This window comes from [Phormidium] sp. LEGE 05292 (genome assembly GCF_015207735.1).
GTDB lineage: Bacteria > Cyanobacteriota > Cyanobacteriia > Cyanobacteriales > Aerosakkonemataceae > Floridanema.
Genome location: NZ_JADEWG010000006.1, coordinates 39,432 through 62,452 on the forward strand (window position 1 = coordinate 39,432; position 23,021 = coordinate 62,452).

Annotated in this window: 8 protein-coding genes; all 8 read left to right on the plus strand. The window is 37.9% G+C overall.

Annotation, left to right across the window (positions count from 1 at the left end; genetic code table 11):
- The first annotated feature begins 32 nt into the window (after positions 1 to 32).
- The 8 genes from IQ264_RS03400 to IQ264_RS03435 all read left to right on the plus strand — a co-directional run bounded on the left by IQ264_RS03400 (position 33) and on the right by IQ264_RS03435 (position 23,017).
- Entirely contained in the window at positions 33 to 887 is an 855-nt protein-coding gene (locus IQ264_RS03400; RefSeq protein ID WP_193978613.1) for a 3-hydroxyacyl-CoA dehydrogenase family protein, read from the plus strand.
- Positions 888 to 927: 40 nt separating this feature from the next.
- Positions 928 to 1,179, plus strand: coding sequence for an acyl carrier protein (locus IQ264_RS03405; RefSeq protein ID WP_193978614.1), 252 nt, complete (start codon positions 928 to 930; stop codon positions 1,177 to 1,179).
- Positions 1,180 to 1,207: 28 nt separating this feature from the next.
- Positions 1,208 to 2,392 (plus strand): acyl-CoA dehydrogenase family protein, encoded by a 1,185-nt coding sequence (locus IQ264_RS03410; protein ID WP_193978616.1) that lies wholly within the window; start codon positions 1,208 to 1,210, stop codon positions 2,390 to 2,392.
- A 3-nt stretch (positions 2,393 to 2,395) separates the two neighbouring features.
- Positions 2,396 to 3,475 carry an HAD-IIIC family phosphatase gene (locus IQ264_RS03415; protein WP_193978618.1) on the plus strand — a complete coding sequence of 360 codons (1,080 nt, stop codon included), beginning with the start codon at positions 2,396 to 2,398 and terminating at the stop codon, positions 3,473 to 3,475.
- A gap of 96 nt (positions 3,476 to 3,571) precedes the next feature.
- The gene (locus tag IQ264_RS03420; protein ID WP_193978621.1) at positions 3,572 to 7,012 is read left to right on the plus strand and encodes a non-ribosomal peptide synthetase; all 3,441 of its coding nucleotides are present in this window, start codon (positions 3,572 to 3,574) and stop codon (positions 7,010 to 7,012) included.
- Between the two features lie 107 nt (positions 7,013 to 7,119).
- Positions 7,120 to 11,661, plus strand: coding sequence for a type I polyketide synthase (locus tag IQ264_RS03425; protein WP_193978623.1), 4,542 nt, complete (start codon positions 7,120 to 7,122; stop codon positions 11,659 to 11,661).
- A 50-nt stretch (positions 11,662 to 11,711) separates the two neighbouring features.
- Positions 11,712 to 19,550: a non-ribosomal peptide synthetase gene (locus tag IQ264_RS03430; protein WP_193978625.1), complete on the plus strand. Its 7,839-nt coding sequence runs from the start codon at positions 11,712 to 11,714 to the stop codon at positions 19,548 to 19,550.
- A complete protein-coding gene (locus tag IQ264_RS03435; RefSeq protein ID WP_193978627.1) occupies positions 19,547 to 23,017 on the plus strand; it encodes a non-ribosomal peptide synthetase in 3,471 nt (1,156 codons plus the stop codon). The genes IQ264_RS03430 and IQ264_RS03435 overlap by 4 nt, the downstream gene beginning before the upstream one ends.
- Positions 23,018 to 23,021: the final 4 nt, after the last annotated feature.

The window sequence follows — 23,021 nt, forward strand, 5'->3', positions numbered from 1 at the left end:
AGCTAAAATTTATAAAAGAGGTAATTTTGAAAATGGATATTCAAGTTGTTGGTGTTGTTGGAGCCGGGGTGATGGGCATTGGGGTAGCGCAAAATCTTGCCCAAACCGGACATCAAGTAATTCTTGTGGATATTGCCGATCGCATTTTAGAAAAAGCCAAACAAGAAATTGCTCAAAATATTCGTTTTCAAGGTTTTTTCAATAAAAGTGAGAAAATCGAAAATCCGAGCGAAATTTTATCTCGCATTAAATTTACCACCGATTACCAATTCTTAGAATCGGCGGAATTTATTATTGAAAATACGACCGAAAAATGGGATATTAAAAAGGAGGTTTACGCTCAACTTGATGCTATTTGCCCTCAAGAAACAATTTTTGCTGCTAACACATCTGCTATTCCTATTACTCGGATTGCTTCGGTAACTGAGCGATCGCCTAAAGTGATTGGGATTCATTTTATGAACCCAGTACCTATAAAGTCAATGGTGGAAATTATTAGTGGGTATCACACTTCTCAAGAAACCATTGAAACGGTCAAAAAAGTGTTAACGCAAATGGGTAAAGAAGGCATTTTAGTAAATGATTCACCCGGATTTGTTTCTAACCGAGTACTGATGTTAACAATTAATGAAGCAGTTTTTCTCTTACAAGATCGAGTTGCTTCAGCATCAGATGTGGATAGAATTTTTAAAGGTTGTTTTGGTCACAAAATGGGGCCATTAGAAACTGCTGATTTAATCGGATTAGATACAATTCTTTTTTCGATCGAAGTTCTTTACGAAAGCTTTAACGATAGTAAATACAGACCTTGCCCATTACTCAAAAAAATGGTAGATGCAGGGCTGTATGGTCGAAAAAGCGGGCAGGGTTTTTATGCTTACAAATGAATAGCTTAAATTTACGGTAATTAATTTGGGGTAATCCATCATGAAAGCAGCTAAATCTAGAATCAAAAACTTTCTTGCACAATATTTTGGCGATCGAGAATTACAAGATGATGAGAACATCTTTGCTCTTGGTTTTGTCAATTCCATGTTTGCTATGCAACTGGTTTTGTTTATAGAAAAAGAGTTTGAAATCACAATTGAGAATGAAGATCTCGATTTAGAAAACTTCAAGAGTATTAACGCTATGGTTAATTTACTCGATCGTAAAACAACGGTAGTTGCAGGCAATTAAAATTAACCATCGACATTGAAGTGATACTATGAATCTAGAATTAACTACTCAGCAAAAACAAGCTCAATCTGAATTTAAAGCTTTCGTAAATGAAGAAATTATTCCTCATGCCAACCAATACGATCGCCAAGAACACACCCCCAACGAACTGATTGAAAAATTAGCTCAAAAAGGGTATTTAGGTGCTGCCTTACCTAAAGATAAAGGTGGCAGAGGCATGGATGCGATCGCATTTGGTCTTTTAAATGAAGAAATCGGACGAGGTTGTTCTTCATTGCGAAGTTTGCTGACAGTTCATAACATGGTATCTCAAGCTTTGCTTAAGTGGGGCAACAGATTTCAAAAAGAAAATTGGCTGCCTAAATTAGCATCAGGAGAAGTTATTGCTGCTTTTGCATTGAGCGAACCTAATGTAGGTAGCGATGCCAAAAGTATAGAAACAACTGCTACGCGAGCGGAAAATTTTTACATATTAAATGGACAAAAAAAATGGATTACTTATGGACAAATAGCAGATGTGTTTTTAGTTTTTGCTCAAAATGAAGGTAAACCTACAGCATTCTTATTAGAAAAAAATTCCCCTGGACTTACAATAAAGCCCATTTTTGGAATGCTAGGTACGCGAGCTTCGATGTTAGCAGAATTGCACCTAAATGGTTGTAAAATTCCCTTAGAAAATCTCGTTTGTAGACAGGGTTTTGGTTTTTCTCATGTAGCTTCATCTGCATTAGATTATGGAAGATACAGCGTAGCTTGGGGCTGTGTAGGCATTGCCCAAGCTTGTTTAGAAGCTTGCATTCAATATACAAATCAACGGCAGCAGTTTGGGGTTTATCTAAAAGAACATCAATTAATTCAACAAATGATCGCGGAGATGTTGGTGAACATCAAAGCATCAAGATTACTATGTTATCAAGCTGGCTACCTCAGAGATAATGGCGATCCTAAATCAATTATGGAAACTTCAATTGCCAAATATTTTGCTTCTATAACAGCAACTAAAACGGCAAATAAAGCAGTACAAATTCATGGTGCTAATGGTTGCAGTAGTGAATATTCAGTTCAACGATATTTACGAGATGCAAAAATCATGGAAATTATCGAAGGCAGCAATCAAATTCAACAAATAACCATCGCTGAGTATGGTTATCAAGAGTATTTATTTTCACCCAATCTTCCAGTGATATCTCAAGAATTAACAGCAAGGATTTAAAAAATGATAAATTTAAATTCGGAGAAATTAGCAACCAAATCAGCTAACCAAAAAACAATTAAATGTGTAGTTTGGGACTTAGATAACACTTTATGGAATGGCGTGTTATTAGAAGACGATCGCATTGAATTAAAACCCAATGTGTTGAGCATCGTTAAAACTTTGGACAATCGAGGAATCCTTCAATCTATTGCCAGCAAAAATGACTACGATCGAGCAATGGCTAAACTAGAAGAATTGGGCTTACATGACTACTTTTTGTATCCCCAAATTAATTGGAATTCTAAAGTTTCCTCAATCCAAGAAATTGCTAAATTAATTAACATTGGTATAAATGCGATCGCCTTTATTGACGATCAGCCATTTGAGTTAGAAGAAGTTAACTTTTCACTACCTAAAGTGTTCTGTATTAACGCCGCTTTTCTAGAAAAACTGCTTGATATGCCAGAAATGAATCCTATTTTTATTACAGAGGATTCAAAAAATAGAAGATTGATGTATATTGGTGATATACAACGTCAAAAATTAGAATCAGAATTTGTTGGTTCCAAAGAAGAATTCTTAGCCACACTTAAAATGCACTTTACTATTTCTTTGGCTCAAGAAGAAGATTTGCAACGAGCCGAAGAATTAACAACACGCACGAACCAACTCAACACAACTGGCTATACTTATTCATACGATGAACTCAATCAATTTAGACAATCAAATAATCACAAACTACTAATCGCCAGCTTATCAGATAAATATGGAAGCTATGGAAAAATCGGACTAGCTCTTGTTGAATGTCAACAAAATATTTGGACAATCAAATTATTGTTAATGTCTTGTCGAGTTATGTCTAGAGGTGTCGGTGCAATTATGCTTAACTACATAATGAAACTGGCAAAAGAAAATAACGTTCGTTTGTGTGCCGAATTCGTTTTTAATAATCGAAATCGCATGATGTATATAGCTTATAAATTTGCCGGATTTAAAGAAATTGATAAAAAATACGAACTATCTCTTCTAGAAAACGACCTCAAATCAATACAGCCTTACCCCAAATATATACAAATACAAATAATCCTAAATCCCACTTAATTTTTCCAATATATTCTCACTTTTTCCTCTGCGTCTCTGCGGTTTTTTACTAATCATTAATTGCTTAAAACTCAAAATATTTAATCAGGAAAAGCAATGTCATCATCAGAAAACCTCACTCAATTAAAATCTAGACTTTCACCAGCCAAGCAAGCACTGCTGGAAAACCGTTTACGAGGTGGAATAAAGTTAGATTCTCAAACTAATTCACCTCAAGAGGAACTCCCTAAAATAGTTCTTAATCCAGACGAAGAAAACCAAAAATTTCCTTTAACTGATGTTCAACAAGCTTACTGGATCGGTCGTCAAAATCTTTTTGATTTGGGTAATGTAGCCAGTCAAGCTTATTTAGAAATTGATACTATTAATTTAGACTTAGAACTATTTGAAAAAGCATGGCAGCAATTAATTAAGCGTCATGGGATGCTAAGAGCGATCGTCCTACCTGACGGACAACAGCAAATTTTGGCAGAAGTTCCCGACTACAAAATTAAAGTTTTGGACTTACGAAAAGAAACTCCCGAAATAGTTTCTTCCCAGTTAGCAGATATTCGATCGCACTTATCCCACCAAAAATTACCTAGCGATCGATGGCCTCTTTTTAGCATCCAAGCTTCTCTATTAAACAATCAAAAAACTAGACTGCACTTTAATTTTGATGTCTTAATTTGCGACGTTTCCGGTTTAGGAATTATTAGTCGAGAACTAACTCAACTAATGCAAAATCCTGAAACAGTTCTTCCGCCTTTAGAACTCTCATTTCGGGATTATGTATTAGCTGAAATTGCCTTCCATAACTCAGAAACATATCATCGATCGCTAAAATATTGGCAAAATCGTCTAGCAAATTTACCGCCATCTCCCGAACTACCACTACTTAAAAATTTGACATCGATCAAACATCCTCAATTTGTGCGCCGAACTAAAAAACTAGCGCCTGATAGCTGGCAACGTCTTAAACAGAAAGCTACCCAAATTAACATAACTCCTTCTGGATTATTATTAGCTGCCTTTGCCGAAATCCTCACAACTTGGAGTAAAAATCCGCAATTTTCACTTAATTTAACTCTCTTTAATCCTTTACCATTGCATCCACAAGTAAATCAAATTGTGGGAGACTTCACATCTGTCACTTTACTAGCAGTAGATAATTCAAAACAAGAGTCATTTGAAGTGCGGACTCAACGCATTCAAAAACAACTTTGGGAAAGTCTCGATCGTCGTTACGTCAGTGGCGTGCAAGTGTTGCGGGAACTAGCGCGAAACAGAGGTCAAGCTTCAGCAGCATTCATGCCAGTTGTTTTCACTAGCAGCCTTATTCAAAGTAGCCAAAACCAACAATCAGTACCAATGTCTTGGTTGGGAGAACTCGTTTACAGCATCACCCAAACTCCACAAGTTTATCTAGATCATCAAGTTTTTGAAGATGCGGGAACCTTAATTTTACATTGGGATGCTGTGGAAGAAGTTTTCCCAGAAAAACTTTTAGATGATATGTTTGCCGCTTATAGCAATTTCTTAGAAGATCTTGCTAATAAAGAAGAACTTTGGCAAACAAAAACGCGACAATTTTTACCAGCAGAACAGTTACAACAACTAGCTAAAATTAATGAAACAGATACTTTAGTACATCAGACAAATTTATTGCATAAATTGTTTTTCGACCGTGTAGCACAGCATCCCCAACAAGCAGCTATTATTACTGAAAACCGCACCTTAACCTATCAAGAATTAAGCGATCGCGTCAATCAAATCGCACATCAACTGAGACAAAAAGGCATTCGTCCCAACCAATTAGTAGCAATTGTAATGGAAAAAGGCTGGGAACAAATCGTTGCTGCTCTAGGCATTTTAGCTTCTGGTGCTGCTTATGTACCGATCGATCCCGGACTTCCTAGCGAACGTCGATCGCATTTATTACAAGAGACAGAAGCGCAATTTATCCTTACTCAATCTTGGCTTGAAACCGCTTTAGAATTTCCAGAAAATATCATTCGGTTTTGTATTGACACCAGCGAAACTTCTAGTTTTCCAACACCTTTAGAACCGATTCAAAAACCATCAGATTTAGCTTATGTTATTTATACTTCTGGTTCTACTGGTTTACCAAAAGGAGTAACGATCGATCATCAAGGCGCAGTTAATACAATTCTCGACATTAATCAGCGGTTTAACGTGAAATATCAAGACCGAGTATTTGCCCTATCATCTCTAAGTTTTGATCTTTCAGTGTATGACATTTTTGGCACTTTAGCAGCAGGAGGAACAATTGTTATCCCTGATGCCAATGCGACAAAAGACCCCGATCGCTGGTTACAATTAATTGCCAAATATCAGGTGACAATTTGGAACTCAGTGCCAACTTTGATGCAAATGCTAGTAGAATATGCGGCTAGTCGATCGCAATTATTACCTCAATCATTGCGACTAATTCTGTTAAGTGGAGATTGGCTTCCCTTAAACTTACCAAACCAGATTCGCGCTGTATTTGAACAAGCACAAGTAATTAGTTTAGGAGGTGCAACAGAAGCATCTATTTGGTCAATTCTTTATCCGATCGAACAAGTCGATCCTACTTGGAAAAGTATACCTTATGGCCGCCCAATGCGTCACCAACGTTTTTATGTATTAAATGAAGCTTTAGAACAATGTCCAATTTGGGTAACTGGACAACTTTACATCGGAGGAATAGGATTAGCTCAAGGTTATTGGCGCAACCCAGAAAAGACTAATGCTAGTTTTATTATTCATCCCCAAACTCAAGAAAGATTATATAAAACTGGCGATTTAGGTCGATATTTACCAGATGGAAATATCGAATTTATCGGTCGAGAAGATTTCCAAGTCAAAGTTAACGGACACCGCATTGAATTGGGGGAAATTGAAGTAACTTTGAAACAACATTCTAGCGTGAAAGAAGCGATCGTCACTGCTATTGGAGAATCACAGGAAAACAAGCAACTGGTAGCATATATAGTGCCAAATTCAGAAGAAATATCCAACCTATTTGAAGGAGAAAACGCTGACTTTTTTCAAGAATCAAAAACAGCAGAGTGGCGCAACTTCCTACAAAAGAAACTACCAGAATATATGGTACCTGCTGATTTTTTCATCCTCAATACTTTACCATTAACATCAAACGGTAAAATAGACCGCCGTGCCTTACCCGCACCAAAAAGTACTCGCCCAAAAAATAGCTTGGTATATGTAAAACCTCAAACTGAAGTTGAACAAATGATTGCTGCTATTTGGCAAGAAATATTGCAAATAGAAAAAGTAGGAATTCACGATAACTTTTTTGAACTAGGCGGCAATTCACTATTACTGATAAGAACTCAAGTAAAACTACAAGAAATCTTTACTCAAGAGTTACCAATTATGGAAATGATTAACTCTCCAAATATAGATTCTCTTGCCAAATATTTTACTCAAAAACAAACTAAACAAACCGCAACAGATCGAGGTCTTAATCGTGCTGAATACCGAAAGCAGAAGATAGAAAACAGAAAGCAAAAGGTAATACCAAATCCTAGTTAATTACCTCAACATATTCTCCTTTCTTCCTCTGCGTCCTCTGCGGTTCATTATAAAAAGCTGAACGCAGAAAGTAAAAGATAAAATTTCCCCAATCCCTAAAATTGTTTATGAGTAACTCAGATATAGCTATCATAGGAATGTCCGGTCGTTTTCCCGGTGCAAAGAATATTGATGAATTTTGGCAAAACTTACAGGATGGAAAAGAAGCTATTTCCTTCTTTTCCGATGAAGAACTACGCTCGTCTGGTATCGATGAAACATTAATTAATAATTCCAAATACGTTAAAGCTAACGCGATCGTCTCAGACATCGAACTCTTTGACGCTTCCTTTTTCGACTTCAGTGCCAGAGAAGCGGAAATCACCGATCCGCAACACCGTCTTTTTTTAGAACACGCTTGGGAAGCTTTAGAAAACGCTGGTTATAATACTCAAAATTACGAAGGTTCGATCGGCATTTACGCAGGAGCAGATCTTAGTAGCTACTTACTAAACAACTTTAACTACAACTTAGAACCACAATCTTTTTTTCAAATACTTATTGCTAACGACAAAGATTATTTACCAACAAAAGTATCTTATAAATTAAATCTTAAAGGGCCTTCTGTCAGCATCCAAACCGCTTGTTCTACCTCATTAGTAGCTATTCATATAGCTTGCCAGAGCTTATTAAATGGCGAATGCGATATCTCTTTAGCTGGTGGAGTTTCCATCAAAGTTCCGCAACAAATCGGATATCTCCACAAAGAAGGTATGGTAACATCTCCCGATGGACATTGCCGAACATTTGATGCCAGAGCACAGGGAACAGTTTTTGGCAATGGAATCGGAATTGTTGTACTCAAATTGCTTGAAGATGCGATCGCCGATCGAGATAATATTTATGCAATTATTAAAGGTTCAGCTATTAACAATGATGGTTCTTTAAAACTTAGTTATACGGCTCCTAGTATAGATGGTCAAACAGCAGTAATTTCCGAAGCTCACTCTATTGCAAGTATCGAACCCGAAACTATTAGTTATATTGAAGCGCACGGAACAGCTACAGATTTAGGAGATCCGATCGAAATTGCAGCACTCACAAAAGCTTTTGGCAAACGTGGACGGTGTGCATTAGGCTCAGTAAAAACCAATATCGGACATCTCAGTGCAGCTGCTGGCGTAGCAGGATTAATCAAAACAGTTTTAGCACTCAAACATCGAAAAATTCCCCCCAATTTGCATTTTGAACAACCTAATCCCAAAATTGATTTTGCAAACACTCCTTTTTATGTCAATACCCAACTATCAGAATGGCAAGAAGGCAATACGCCTCGCCGTGCAGGAGTAAGTTCTTTTGGAATTGGAGGAACTAACGCTCACATTGTATTAGAAGAAGCTCCAATAATTGAAACTTTCAAAAAATCTCGACCCTGGCAACTTTTAGTATTATCCGCTAAAACTAATTCTGCATTAGAAACAGCCACACAAAATCTAGCCGAACATCTCAAACAACAACCCAACCTCAATTTAGCTGATGTAGCTTATACTTTAGGAGTAGGTCGCCAAACCTTCGACTATCGCCGGATATTAGTTTGCCAAAATATTGATGAAGCTGTAAAAGCATTGCAATTTTCAAAACAAGAAAAGGTTTTCACTCACTATCAACAACCTATTAATCGACAGGTTGTTTTTATGTTTCCCGGACAAGGTTCTCAGTATGTAAATATGGGTCAGGAACTCTACGAAACTGAACATACATTTCGGGAACAAGTAGATATTTGCTGTGAACTTCTTAAACCCCATCTAAACATCGATTTGCGTCAAGTACTTTACCCCAATCAAGAACATTTAGCAGAAGCTTCTATGCAACTGCAACAAACTGCAATTACCCAACCTGCATTATTTGTAATTGAGTATGCTCTAGCCCAATTATGGAAAAAATGGGGAGTGCATCCAACAGCTGCGATCGGTCATAGTATTGGTGAATATGTAGCCGCTACAATAGCCGGAGTATTTTCCTTAAAAGATGCTTTAATCTTAGTAGCTACCAGAGGTAAGTTAATGCAGCAATTACCATCAGGTAGCATGATTGCAATTCCACTTTCAGAAACACAAATTTTACCTTTTTTGGGCAAAGAACTTTCTCTCGCTGCTGTTAACGGAATATCTTCTTGTGTAATTTCTGGAAGTTCAGAGGCAATAGAAACATTAGAAAATCACTTAACTATTCAAGGAATAGAATGTCGCCGTTTACATACTTCTCATGCCTTCCATTCATATCAAATGGAGCCAATTTTAGAATCCTTTACTCAGCGAGTCAAACAAGTTAGCCTCCAACCTCCACAAATCCCTTTTATTTCTAATGTCACTGGCACTTGGATTACAGCGGAAGAAGCTACAAATCCTAACTATTGGGCGGCTCATTTGCGAAAAACAGTACAGTTAGCTTCTGGCTTACAAGAATTATTACAAGAAACATCGCAAATTTTACTAGAAGTAGGCCCCGGAAGAACATTAACAACACTAGCTAAACGTCATCCAAATAAGACTAAGCAAGTAATAATTTCTTCCTTACGTCATCCCCAAGAAACTATTTCGGATGTGGCATTTTTGTTAAAAACATTAGGTCATCTTTGGCTTAATGGATTACAAGTAAATTGGTCTGGTTTTTATCACCACGAACAGCGTCGTCGTCTCCCTTTACCAACATATCCTTTTGAACGTCAGCGTTATTGGATTGAAGCATCTCACAAGAGACAAGTTAATCAAATATCACTAAACAAACAGCCGGATATTGCTGACTGGTTTTACTTACCTTTGTGGAAACAATCAGTGCCGATCGGACCGATTAAACAAGGAGAATTGCTAGTACAAAAGTCTTGTATTTTAGCATTTATCGATTCTCCTACGGAAACGCTACGCGAACACCACAACTTAGGCATTCAATTGGTAAAACGACTGGAAACAGAAGGTTATAATGTAATTACTGTCCAAATCGGTACAAAGTTTGCTTGGTTGGGTGGCGATCGATATTCTTTAAATCCCCAACAAAGCAATGATTACGATCTCTTAGTCAAAGAACTTTTGGCACAACAGAGACTGCCAGAAAAAATCGTCCATTGTTGGAGTGTTACACCTTTTAATCAAGTTGAATTAGAATTAACTGAAGTTGAAAAAGCTCAAGATTTAGGCTTTTATTCTCTGTTATTTCTTGCTCAAGCACTAGGAAAACAAAATCTAACTGAAAGGTTCCAAATTACAGTTATATCCAACAACATACAATCAGTGACTGGAGAAGAATGGCTATCTCCAGAGAAAGCCACTTTACTTAGTCCTGTGAAAGTAATTCCCCAGGAATATCCTCATATCACCTGTCGCAGCATTGATATTACACTTCCTCTTTCAGGAAGTTGGCAACAGGAGAAACTTATAGAACAACTTTTTACAGAACTCATAATTCCTAACTCCGAGCAGGTGATTGCTTACCGAGGAAATCATCGTTGGTTACAAACTTTTGAATCTATTCGACTGGATGAATCGATTGCAGAAATACCACGATTAAGAGAAGAAGGAGTCTATTTAATTACAGGTGGATTAGGAGGAATTGGACTTGTTTTGGCAGAATATTTAGCAAAAAAAGTACGTGCCAAACTAATTTTGTTAGGACGTTCTAGTTTTCCTCCTAGAGAGGAGTGGGAAAACTGTTTACACGATCGCCAACGCCAACAAATTCAGAAAATCCGAGAATTAGAAAATTTAGGTGCAGAGGTTTTAGTCATTAGTGCTGATGTGGCGAATCTGGCACAAATGACGGATGCGATCAAAAAAATTGAGTTGCGTTTTGGTCAGCTTAATGGTGTAATTCACGCTGCTGGAATAGTGGGAGAAAAATCTTTCGGTGCGATCGCCCAAACTAATAAACTTGAGTGCGAACAACAGTTTCAATCAAAAGTTTATGGAACTTTAGTATTAGAAAAACTTTTGCAAAATAAAAAGTTAGATTTCTGTGTATTAGTATCTTCTTTGTCGTCTGTTTTAGGAGGATTGGGTTATAGTGCTTATGCGGCAGCTAATATTTTTATGGATGCCGTAACTAAATACCATAATCAAAGCGATAAAACACCTTGGATCGCTATAAATTGCGATGTCTGGAAGCTGGGAGTAGAAAGTGGATTAGAGCAAACTAGCTTGGCTGAATTTGCGATGAAACCAGCAGAAGGAATTCAAGCATTTGAAAATATTTTATCTAGATGTCAACTCGATCGCGTAGTTGTTTCAACAGGAAATTTACAAGCAAGAATCGACAAATTTACAAACCATAAACCTTCTCAAAATAAAGTTTTTTCTCCAGAAATTAATTCTCCTTCACTTCATCCAAGACCAAATTTAGAAAATGCTTACGTAAATCCTAGTAATGATACAGAACAGAGACTTGTTGAAATATGGCAACAAGTACTTGGTGTAGAACCAATAGGCATTTTTGACAACTTTTTTGATTTGGGTGGAGACTCTTTAATTGGTATTCAACTAATTTCCCAAATTCGGAACAACTTCCAATTAGAAATAGCTATTACACACATTTTTGAGTTTCCGCGAATAGCAGATTTAGCTTTTGTTATTGAGGAAATTATTATCGAGGAATTGGAAAAAATAGAAGTTAAAACTTAAAAGGTAAAAATCAAAATTTAAAAGAAGAGTTGTTTATTGGACTGACTGCAATGGATGTAAATAAAAAAGAAAACATAATCGCTCGAAAATCAAAACTTTCTCCTACCCAACTAGCACTTCTACAAAAGCGTTTGCGAGGAGAAGTAGATTCTGATTTTAAGTTAGAAGCTATTCCTCGACGTTCTAATAGAAATCGTTTACCTTTGTCTTTTACTCAACAAAGACTCTGGTTTTTGCAACAATTGGAACCAGAAAATCATTTTTATAATGAGTGTGGAGCAATCCAATTAACAGGTTCGCTGGATATAGAATCCTTAGAAAAAAGTATTAATGAAATTGTCCAACGTCATGAAGCTTTGCACACAGTTTTTGAGGTAGTAGAAGGACAACCTTTTCAAGTAATTACTCCAAATTTAAAGGTAAGTTTGCCAGTAGTAAACTTAAATGAGTTATCGGAAATAGAGCAAAAAATTGAGGTTCAGCGGATTGCGATCGCACACAATCAACACCCTTTTGATTTGGTTCGCGGCCCCTTGTTACGATGGAAATTGCTACAACTAAATGAACGAGAATATATATTGCTATTTGCTATCCATCATATTGTTTTTGATGGTTGGTCAGTGGCTATATTAGTTCGTGAATTATCGGCATTTTACCAAGCTTTTTTAACAAGAAAACCTCTATCATTACCTGAACTTCCGATTCAATATGCAGACTTTGCCATCTGGCAGCGAGAAGAATTACAAGGGGAAAAATTACAATCTCAATTGTCTTATTGGAAGCAACAATTAAAAAATGCGCCACCATTGTTGCAACTTCCTACAGATCGATCGCGCCCGTTAATTCAAACTTATCGAGGTGCAAGACAATCATTTACTTTGCCTAAAACTTTGACTGATGCTTTGAAAGCGATCGGTCGCCAAACAGATGCTACTCTGTTTATGACTTTGTTGGCTGCATTTAAAATTTTACTTTATCGCTACACTGGGCAACAAGATCTTGTCATTGGTTCGCCTATTGCTAACCGTAATCGATCGGAACTTGAAGGACTAATCGGTTTTTTTGTTAACAACTTAGTTGTGCGCACTGATATTTCGGGTAATCCTACTTTTGAGGAACTTTTAAGGCGAATCAAAAAAGTAGTAATTGAAGCATATACTAATCAAGATTTGCCCTTTGAAAAACTCGTAGAAGAATTACAACCAGAACGAAATATTAACTACAATCCCTTATTTCAGGTATCATTTGCTTTACAAAATACTCCAAAAGTAAATTTTGAATTACCTGGATTGACCATCACTCCTTTTGAAATAGAATATACCAAAGCTTTATTCGATCTGCACTTAGATATTAACGAAACTGATTCAGGGTTAGAAGGTTTTTGGGAATACAATACTGATTTGTTTGATGCTGCCACCATAAACCGGATGAACGGGCATTTTCAAATTTTACTGGAAGCGATCGCAAACGATACCCAACAACGAGTCGATCAATTACCATTATTAACTCTAACTGAACGGCATCAATTGCTAATTGATTGGAATCAAACACAAGCAGATTATCCAAAAAATACTTGTATTCATCAACTATTTGAAGCGCAAGTTGAGCGAACACCCGATGCAGTAGCGGTAGTGTTTGAAGACAAACAATTAACTTATCAAGAACTGAATATTAGAGCGAATCAATTAGCACATTATTTGCAAAAATTAGGCGTAAAACCAGAGATTTTGGTAGGTATTTGTGTAGAGCGATCGCTCGAAATGTTAATTGGACTATTGGGCATTCTCAAAGCAGGTGGAGCGTATCTTCCGCTAGATCCAGCTTACCCGAAAGAACGCTTAACTTTCATGCTCAGAGATGCTAATGTCCCAGTCTTATTAACCCAACAAACATTACTTGATAAACTATCAGAATATTCAGAAGAAATCTTTTGTTTAGATACTGATTGGCAACTTATTTCTCAATCAAATCAGCACAATCCCAGCACTACCGTAAAACCAGAAAACTTGGCTTATGTAATTTATACATCTGGTTCCACAGGAAACCCAAAAGGAGTGCTAATTGAGCATCATTCTTTAGTGAATTTTACCCAAGCTGCGATCGCAGAATACCAGATTTCTGCAAGCGATCGAATTTTCCAATTTGCCTCAACAAGTTTTGATGCTGCGGCTGAAGAAATTTATCCTTGTTTAATTTCTGGTGGATCGTTGATTTTGCGTACTGAAGAAATGTTGAAATCAATATCAGCATTTATCAATTATTCAAAACAATGGCAAATTACTTTATGGGATTTACCGACAGCTTACTGGCATTTTTTAGTAAATGAATTAGCCAATAGCAATTTAAGATTACCTGAGTCATTACGCCTAGTAATTCTTGGGGGAGAACGAGTATTACTTGAAAAAGTCGCAACTTGGTATCAATTAATCGGTGATTATCCACAATTAGTTAATAGTTACGGCCCAACTGAGACTACTGTAGTTGCTACTTTAGCTAAACTATCAAAAAATATTATTAATTGTCGGGAAATTTCCATTGGAAAACCAATTAATAATGTTCAAGTATATGTACTTGATCGACATTTTCAACCTGTTCCTATTGGTGTACCAGGCGAGTTGCACATTGGCGGAATAGGATTAGCTAGAGGCTACCTCAACCGTCCAGAATTAACTACAGAAAAATTCATCACCAATCCCTTTGACAACTCAAAATTATACAAAACTGGTGACTTAGTTCGTTACTTATCAGATGGCAACCTTGAATATTTGGGACGCATCGATCAACAAGTAAAAATTCGTGGCTTCCGCATCGAACTTGGAGAAATTGAAACGGCACTCATCCAACATCCAGCAGTGCGAGAAACAGTAGTTCTAGCTCAAGAAAAAGTGTTAGGTAACAAGTTTTTGGTAGCTTATATAGTCACAGAACAACCAGAATTTTCTATTAGTGAACTGCGCCACTTCCTTAAAGAAAAATTGCCTGAATACATGGTGCCTTCGGTCTTTATACAAATCGAAGCTTTGCCTTTAACACCAAACGGCAAAATAGACCGCAACGCACTGCCAAAACCTGACACAACTAGACCTGAACTCGAAAAGGTTTATACACCTCCCAGCACTCCAATTGAAATCAAATTGGTTGAAATTTGGGCACAAGTTTTGGGTGTAGAAAAGGTGGGAATTTACGATAACTTTTTTGAGTTGGGAGGAGATTCTATTCTCACAATTCAAATTGTTGCTAGAGCAAGTCAAGCAGGTTTACAGTTAACTCCTAAAGAGTTATTTAAACACCAAAATATTGCGGAATTAGCAGCCGTTGCTGTCACCAAGAAGGAAATTTTAACAGAGCAAGGAATAGTCACGGGTGCAGTTTTTCTTACGCCAATTCAAAAATGGTTTTTCGAGCAAAATTTACTTGAATGCCATCATTTTAACCAAACTGTTTTACTAGAAATACCACAAGAGGTTGACTTAAATTTGTTAGAGCAAGCACTACGGCACTTACTACTTCATCATGATGCTTTACGTTTGCAATTTGAAGAAAAAGAGTCTGCACAATTTACTTCCGATCTATCCATATCATTAACCCATTGCGATTTCTCAAAATTGGCAGAAGCAGAGCAAAAATTAGCTATTGAGACAACTGCTACTGAACTACAAGCTAGTCTTAATCTCTCATCAGGCCCACTTTTGCGTGTAGGTTTCTTTGACTTAGGTGCAAACAAATCCAGCCGCTTATTAATTGTTATTCATCACTTAGTTGTAGATGGAGTTTCTTGGCGCATTTTATTAGAAGATTTGCAGACAGCTTACCAGCAATTAGTTCGAGGCAAACAGGTAAATTTGCCAGCGAAAACTACTTCTTTTCAACAGTGGGCGCAAAAACTGCGAGAGTATGCGCGATCGACAACTATTAAACAACAATTAAACTATTGGCAATCTCTATCCCAAAAGCCATCAATCTCTTTACCTGTGGATTTTCCCGGTGGCGAGAACACAATGGCTACTGTGGATTGTGTATCAGTTACTCTAAGTTTCTCAGAAACCCAAGCCTTACTCAAGGAAGTACCGCAAATTTATCAAACTCAAATTAATGATGTATTGCTCGCGGCACTGGTGCAAGCTTTTGCTCAATGGACAGGCGAACAAACTCTGTTGATAGATTTAGAAGGTCACGGACGAGAGGAAATTTCCGATGATGTAGATTTATCAAGGACAGTGGGTTGGTTTACAACAGTTTTTCCAGTGTTTTTGAATCTGGAAAAAGCATCTAACCCTGGAGATGTCTTGAAGAAGGTTAAAGAACAGCTGCGTAGTATTCCTCATCGAGGCATTGGTTATGGTGTGTTGCGTTATCTCAGTGACGATCGCCAAATTACCGAACAATTAAGCACTCTGCCACAAGCTGAGGTAATTTTCAATTACTTAGGGCAATTTGACCAAACACTTTCCGAATTATCTTTCTTTAGTTTGGCTCAAGAATCTAGCGGATTAGCTCGTAGTTCTAAAGGTAAACGTTGTCATCTTTTAGAAATTGATGGATTAGTAAAACAGGGACAGTTGCAACTAAATTGGAGTTATAGCCAAAAGGTACATCGCCGTTCCACGATCGAGTTTTTGGCGCAAAATTTTGTGGCAGCTTTGCGATCGATCGTTGCTCACTGTCAACCTTTTGCAACAGATTTAAATAATCAAAATATAGAGGACTTTTATCTTCTTTCTCATGCACAACAAGGAATGCTTTTCCATAGCCTTTTGGAACCTAAATCTGGTGTATACTTCGCTCAACTAAGCTGTGATTTGCATGGATTAAACGTTATTGCCTTTGTCCAAGCTTGGCAACAAGTAATAAATCGACATTCAGTTTTACGAACTGCCTTTTTATGGGAAAAATTAGAGAACCCCATTCAAATAGTAAATCGGCAAGTAGAACTCGATTGGCAAACCCAAAACTGGCAAAACATTCCTCCGCACGAACGCAAAGAACGACTAGAAAAATTACTAGAAGCAGACCGAAAGCGTAGTTTTGAACTATCCAAAACACCGCTGATGCGCTTCATTGCGATCGAACTCACCGAAACTCATTATCATTTCATTTGGAGCCATCACCATCTATTGCTCGATGGTTGGTCTATTCCAATAATTTTCAAGGAAGTTATTGCCTATTATCAGGGATTTTGTCAAGGTCAAATCCCCGATTTAAAACCACCATCACCTTATCGAAATTACATCTCATGGCTACAACAGCAAGATATGTTGTCAGCCGAAAGATTTTGGCGAGAAAAACTGAAAGGTTTTACCACACCAACATCACTGGGAGTAGGTAAAACCGCTCTCAAATTGCCGAATCAGGAAGAGAATTACAACGAGCAAGAAATTAAATTATCGATCGCCAAAACAACCGCACTAAAAACCCTAGCACAACAATATTATTTAACACTTAACACCTTAATTCAAGGAGCTTGGGCTTTACTTCTGAGTCGTTATAGTACTGAGGAAGATGTCGTATTTGGTACAACTGTTTCTGGTCGTCCCTCTGCTCTGCCAAATGTAGAATCTATGGTAGGGTTGTTTATCAATACCTTACCAATACGAGTGCAGGTATCACCTGACGAATTTCTCATACCTTGGCTCAAACGCATCCAAACGGAAAACATAGAAGTGCGTCAATACGAGTATAGTCCGTTAGTAGAAATTCACGGTTGGAGCGAAGTGCCTAGAGATTTACCTCTGTTTGAAAGTCTGGTAGTTTTCGAGAACTATCCCATAGAATCTTCCTTAAAAGAGACAATTACAGACCTAAAAATTGAGAATGTTCGTGCTTACGAAAAAACGAATTATCCTTTGAATTTATTAGGAATACCCGGTTCAGAATTGGTGTTAAAAATTGCTTACAATAGCCAACGTTTTGATGCTGCTACCATTACCCGAATGTTGGGTCATTTACAAACTTTACTAGAAGGAATGGTCAGCAATCCTCAAGTGCGCCTTTCAGATTTACCTTTATTAACTCCATCTGAACGCCATCAACTATTAGTAAAGTGGAATAATACACAAGTTGATTATCCCCAAACATTTTGTATTCATCAACTATTTGAAACACAAGTTGAGAGAACACCCGATGCAGTAGCGGTAGTCTTTGAAGACCAGCAATTAACTTATCGAGAACTCAATGTTAGAGCAAATCAGTTAGCACATTATTTGCAAAAATTAGGAGTAAAACCAGAAGTTTTAGTAGGAATTTGTGTAGAGCGATCGCTAGAAATGGCGATCGGATTATTGGGTATTCTCAAAGCAGGTGGAGCTTATGTACCTCTCGATCCAGAATATCCCAGCCAGCGACTACAATTCATGCTGACAGATTCCCAAGTTCCGGTGTTCTTAACCCAACAAAAATTACTAGAATCTCTCCCCAAATCTCCAACAAAAATCGTTTGTTTAGATACTGATTGGCAACTAATTTCTCAATCAAATCAGCACAATTCCAGCACTAATATAAAACCAGAAAACTTAGCTTATGTAATTTATACTTCCGGTTCCACAGGCAAACCAAAAGGTGCCATGAACACCCACCAAGGAATCTGCAATCGTCTTTTGTGGATGCAACAAGCATATCAATTAAATACAGATGATGTGGTATTGCAAAAAACACCTTTTAGTTTTGATGTTTCAGTGTGGGAATTTTTCTGGCCTTTGTTAAATGGTAGTCGATTAGCGATCGCCAAACCAGGAGGACATCGAGACTCACAATACCTAGTAAATTTGATTGTTCAACAACAGGTGAGTACCTTACATTTTGTCCCTTCTATGCTGCAAATCTTTTTGGAAAATCAAAATCTGAAAAGTTGCCATAGTTTGCGGCGAGTAATTTGTAGTGGAGAAGCTTTAAGTGTAGAGTTACAAGCCAAATTCTTTGCTCAATTACAATGTGAATTACATAACCTTTATGGGCCTACAGAAGCAGCGATCGATGTTACCTTTTGGCAATGCCAAAAAGATAGCCAACTAACAACAACTGTACCGATCGGACGACCCATTGCCAACACCCAAATTTACATTCTTGACCAAAACTTACAACCAACACCAATCGGTGTTCCAGGCGAGTTGCACATTGGCGGAATAGGATTAGCTAGAGGCTACCTAAATCGACCAGAATTAACTAATGAAAAGTTCATAGACAATCCCTTTGAAAATTCAAAATTATATAAAACTGGAGACTTAGCCCGCTATTTACTAGATGGAAATATCGAATACTTAGGACGCATTGACCACCAAGTAAAAATTCGCGGTTTTCGCATAGAATTAGGAGAAATTGAAGCAGCATTAAGTCAACATTCTCAAGTCAGAGAAACAGTAGTTATTGCTAGGGAAGACGCATCAGGCGATAAACGTTTAATTGCCTATATCGTTCCTAATTCAAAAATAAACGTTAACACTAGCGAACTACGTAGTTTTCTTCAAGAAAAATTACCGGACTATATGCTACCAACAGCTTTTGTTATGCTGGAGGCACTTCCTCTAACGCCTAATGGTAAGTTAGACCGCAAAGCTTTACCTGCACCGGATATATCAAGAAATAATGTTAGCTTTGTTTCACCTCGTAACTCTACAGAAGAGACAATTGCTGCTATTTATGCTGAAGTTTTAGGACTAGAAAAAGTTGGAATTTATGACAATTTCTTTGATTTAGGAGGACATTCTCTTTTGGCAACTCGCGTTATTTCTCGCTTGCGTTCAGTATTTCAAATAGAGTTACCTCTCAGCAGTTTGTTTGAAAAACCAACTGTGGCACTTTTGAGCGATCGCATTACCACAATGCGTCAGCTTCTCTCTCAAATTTCCCAACCATCAATTGTCGTCGGAAATGGTCGCAAGGAAATAGAATTATGAAAACCATTGATGAATTTTTGTCTTACCTTTATAGTTTAGATGTCAAGCTTTGGATAGATGGAGAACGTCTGCGATGTAATGCTCCTGAAGAGGTGTTAACATCAAATCTCGGTGCTGAAATTTCCGATCGCAAATCAGAAATTATCGCCTTTCTCAAAATCGCCAATTTATCATCAAACGCAGCTATTCAACCTATTTCAAGAGAGGGAAATCTCCCCCTATCTTTTGCCCAACAAAGGTTATGGTTTCTCGATCGAATTAACCCAGGCAACCCTTTTTACAACATTCCTGGGGCTGTGCATCTCAAAGGTTCGCTTAATATAGCTGCCTTGAAGCAAAGTTTTAATGAAATTGTGCGTCGTCATGAAATTTTACGCACTACTTTTAAAACTGTAGATGGTCAGCCAGTCCAAGCGATTTCTCCTACCTTAAAATTAACTCTGCCTCTCATAAATTGGCAACAGTTAAGTGACGACGATCGCGCATCTGAAATCCAGCGTCTAATTAATGAAGAAGCCCAACAACCTTTCGACTTAGCCCAAGGGCCACTACTACGAATTACTTTAGTTTGTTTGGATGAAAATGAGTATGTGTTGCTATTAACGATGCACCATATTATTTCTGATGCTTGGTCTATGAGTGTATTGGTACGAGAATTAACCACACTCTACGAAGCATTTTCTAAAGGTCAACCTTCTCCACTTTCAGAGTTACCCATTCAGTACGCTGATTTTGCTGCTTGGCAACGCCTTTTCTTTCAGGGTGAAGTACTCGAAACTCAATTGTCTTATTGGCAAAAACAACTAAGCGGTAATCTTCCAGTTTTGCAATTGCCTACAGACCGTCCCCGACCGAGAATTCAAACATTTCGAGGTTCAAGGCGATCGTTCTCTCTTTCCCCCGATCTTACAGAAGCACTTAAGGCTTTAAGTCAGAAGGAAGAAGTAACACTCTTCATGACATTACTAACAGCATTCCAGATTTTACTTTACCGCTATACTTCCCAAGAAGACATTCTGGTTGGTTCACCGATCGCTAATCGCAACCGCTCAGAAATTGAAGGATTAATTGGCTTTTTTGTCAATACTTTAGTGTTGCGTACCAACCTATCAGGAAATCCGACTTTTCAACAACTTTTGAAACGAGTGCGACAAGTAACTTGGGATGCTTACGACCATCAAGATTTGCCTTTAGAAAAGTTAGTTGAAGAACTGCAACCAGAGCGAGACTTAAGCTACAATCCTCTGTTTCAAGTCATGTTCGTGCTTCAAAATGCTCCAAATATAGACCTGAAACTTTCCGGTTTGACGCTGAGTTTTCTGCGATCGGAAAATTCAACAGCTATGTTGGATTTAACTTTAGATATGTATGAAACTCCCTCTGGATTAAAGGGAGAGTTTTACTACAACACAGACTTATTTGATGAAGCTACAATTAACCGGATGGCAGAGCATTTTGGCAATTTGTTGTTAGGCATTGTCCATAATCCAGAACAACACATTTCTGAATTACCCTTGCTATCAGAAGCGGAAAGATATCAGTTACTCGTAGAGTGGAATAACACTCAGATTGAGTATCCCAAAAACCTGTGTTTTCATCAATTATTTGAAGCTCAAGTGTTACAGACACCTGATGCAGTTGCGGTTGTGTTTTACGATCGAACTCTCACCTACCGAGAACTTAACCAACGTGCTAATCAACTAGCGCATTATTTACAAAAACTGGGCGTGAAACCAGAAGTTGTGGTAGGGATTTGTTTGGAGCGATCGCCAGAAATGATTATCGCCATTTTAAGCATTCTCAAAGCTGGTGGCGCATATTTACCCCTAGACCCAACATATCCCGCAGAACGTCTTGCTTTCATGTTGTCAGATTCACAAGTTCCCCTTCTCCTGACAACTCAAACGTTAATTGCAAAACTACCCCAACACCAAGCCCAAGTCATCCTTGTAGAGACGTTGTATACAACGTCTCTACAATCTATGTTGTATACAACATCTCCACAATCTATGTTATCTACAACGTCTCTACAATCTATGTTGGAGATGTCTATTGCACAGGAAAGCGAACAGAATCCTAACAGTAACGTTACTGTAGAAAACTTGGCTTACCTAATTTATACCTCTGGATCTACAGGAAAACCAAAAGGTGTTTTGGTGACTCATGAAGGATTGAGCAACCTAACTCTAGACAAGATTCGCACTTGCAAAGTTAAGCCCAATAGCCGCATTCTGCAATTCTTTTCCTTAAGTTTTGATGCTTCCATTCCTGAAATAGTCATGGCTTTAGGTTCTGGTGCAGCCCTCCATTTAGCAACGTCGGAAGATTTGCTTCCTGGTTCTGCTTTGATGAATTTGCTCAAGGAACAAGCCATTACTCATATTACACTTCCTCCATCAGCATTAGCAGTTCTCCCTACTACTGAATTACCTGCTTTGGAAATGGTTTTAGTAGGAGGAGAAGCGCCTTCTAGCGAATTGATTGCTAACTGGTCAAAAGGGCGATTGTTCATCAATGCTTATGGCCCTACAGAAACCACTGTCAATGCAAGTATGGTGGAATGTGGTAAGAGTGGTAAATTTTTTCCTACTATTCGTCCTGCTGCTAACAAGCAGTTTTACATCTTAGACCAACATCTGCAACTCGTTCCCATTGGTGTACCAGGAGAATTGTACATCGGTGGAGTCGGTCTAGCCAGGGGCTACCTCAATCGTCCAGAAAAAACTACTGAGGCATTTATCCCCAATCCTTTTGAGTCGGGAGAGGGTAAAAGGCTTTACAAAACTGGGGATTTAGCCTGCTATTTAAATGATGGTCATATTAAGCTTCTCGGTCGTCTCGATCATCAAGTAAAAATTCGTGGTTTTCGGATTGAACTAGGAGAAATTGAAGCAATCTTAAGCCAACATTCAGCAATTCAAGAAAGTATTGTTATCGTCCGCGAAGACCAATCTGGAGATAAACGGCTAGTTGCATATATTGTTTACGATCGCAAAAATACTCTCTCAATTAGCGATTTACGTCGCTTTATTTCTGAAAAATTACCCAAGTATATGATTCCGTCGATATTCGTGACGCTGGAGGCTTTACCCCTCAATCCTAACGGCAAAATAGACCGTTTTACCTTACCTGTACCCGATTGGAATCGCCCGGAATCAGAAGTAGCTTTTGTCGCCCCTCGCACTCCGACAGAGCAAATTTTAGCTGAGGTTTTTGCCAATGTACTTAAGGTTGAGCAAGTGGGTGTTCATCATAACTTTTTTGAGTTAGGAGGACATTCGTTATTAGCAACTCAATTAGTGGCTCAGTTACTCAAAACAATTGAGGTAGAGGTGACAGTAGTTGATTTATTTGAAGCGCCTACTGTTGTTGGTTTGGCTGAACGTATAGAGAAGTTGCAAACTTTGAAAAAGCTGTCATACCTTCCTTTAGAGATGACAGAAGAAAGAGAGGAATTTGAAATTTAATCCC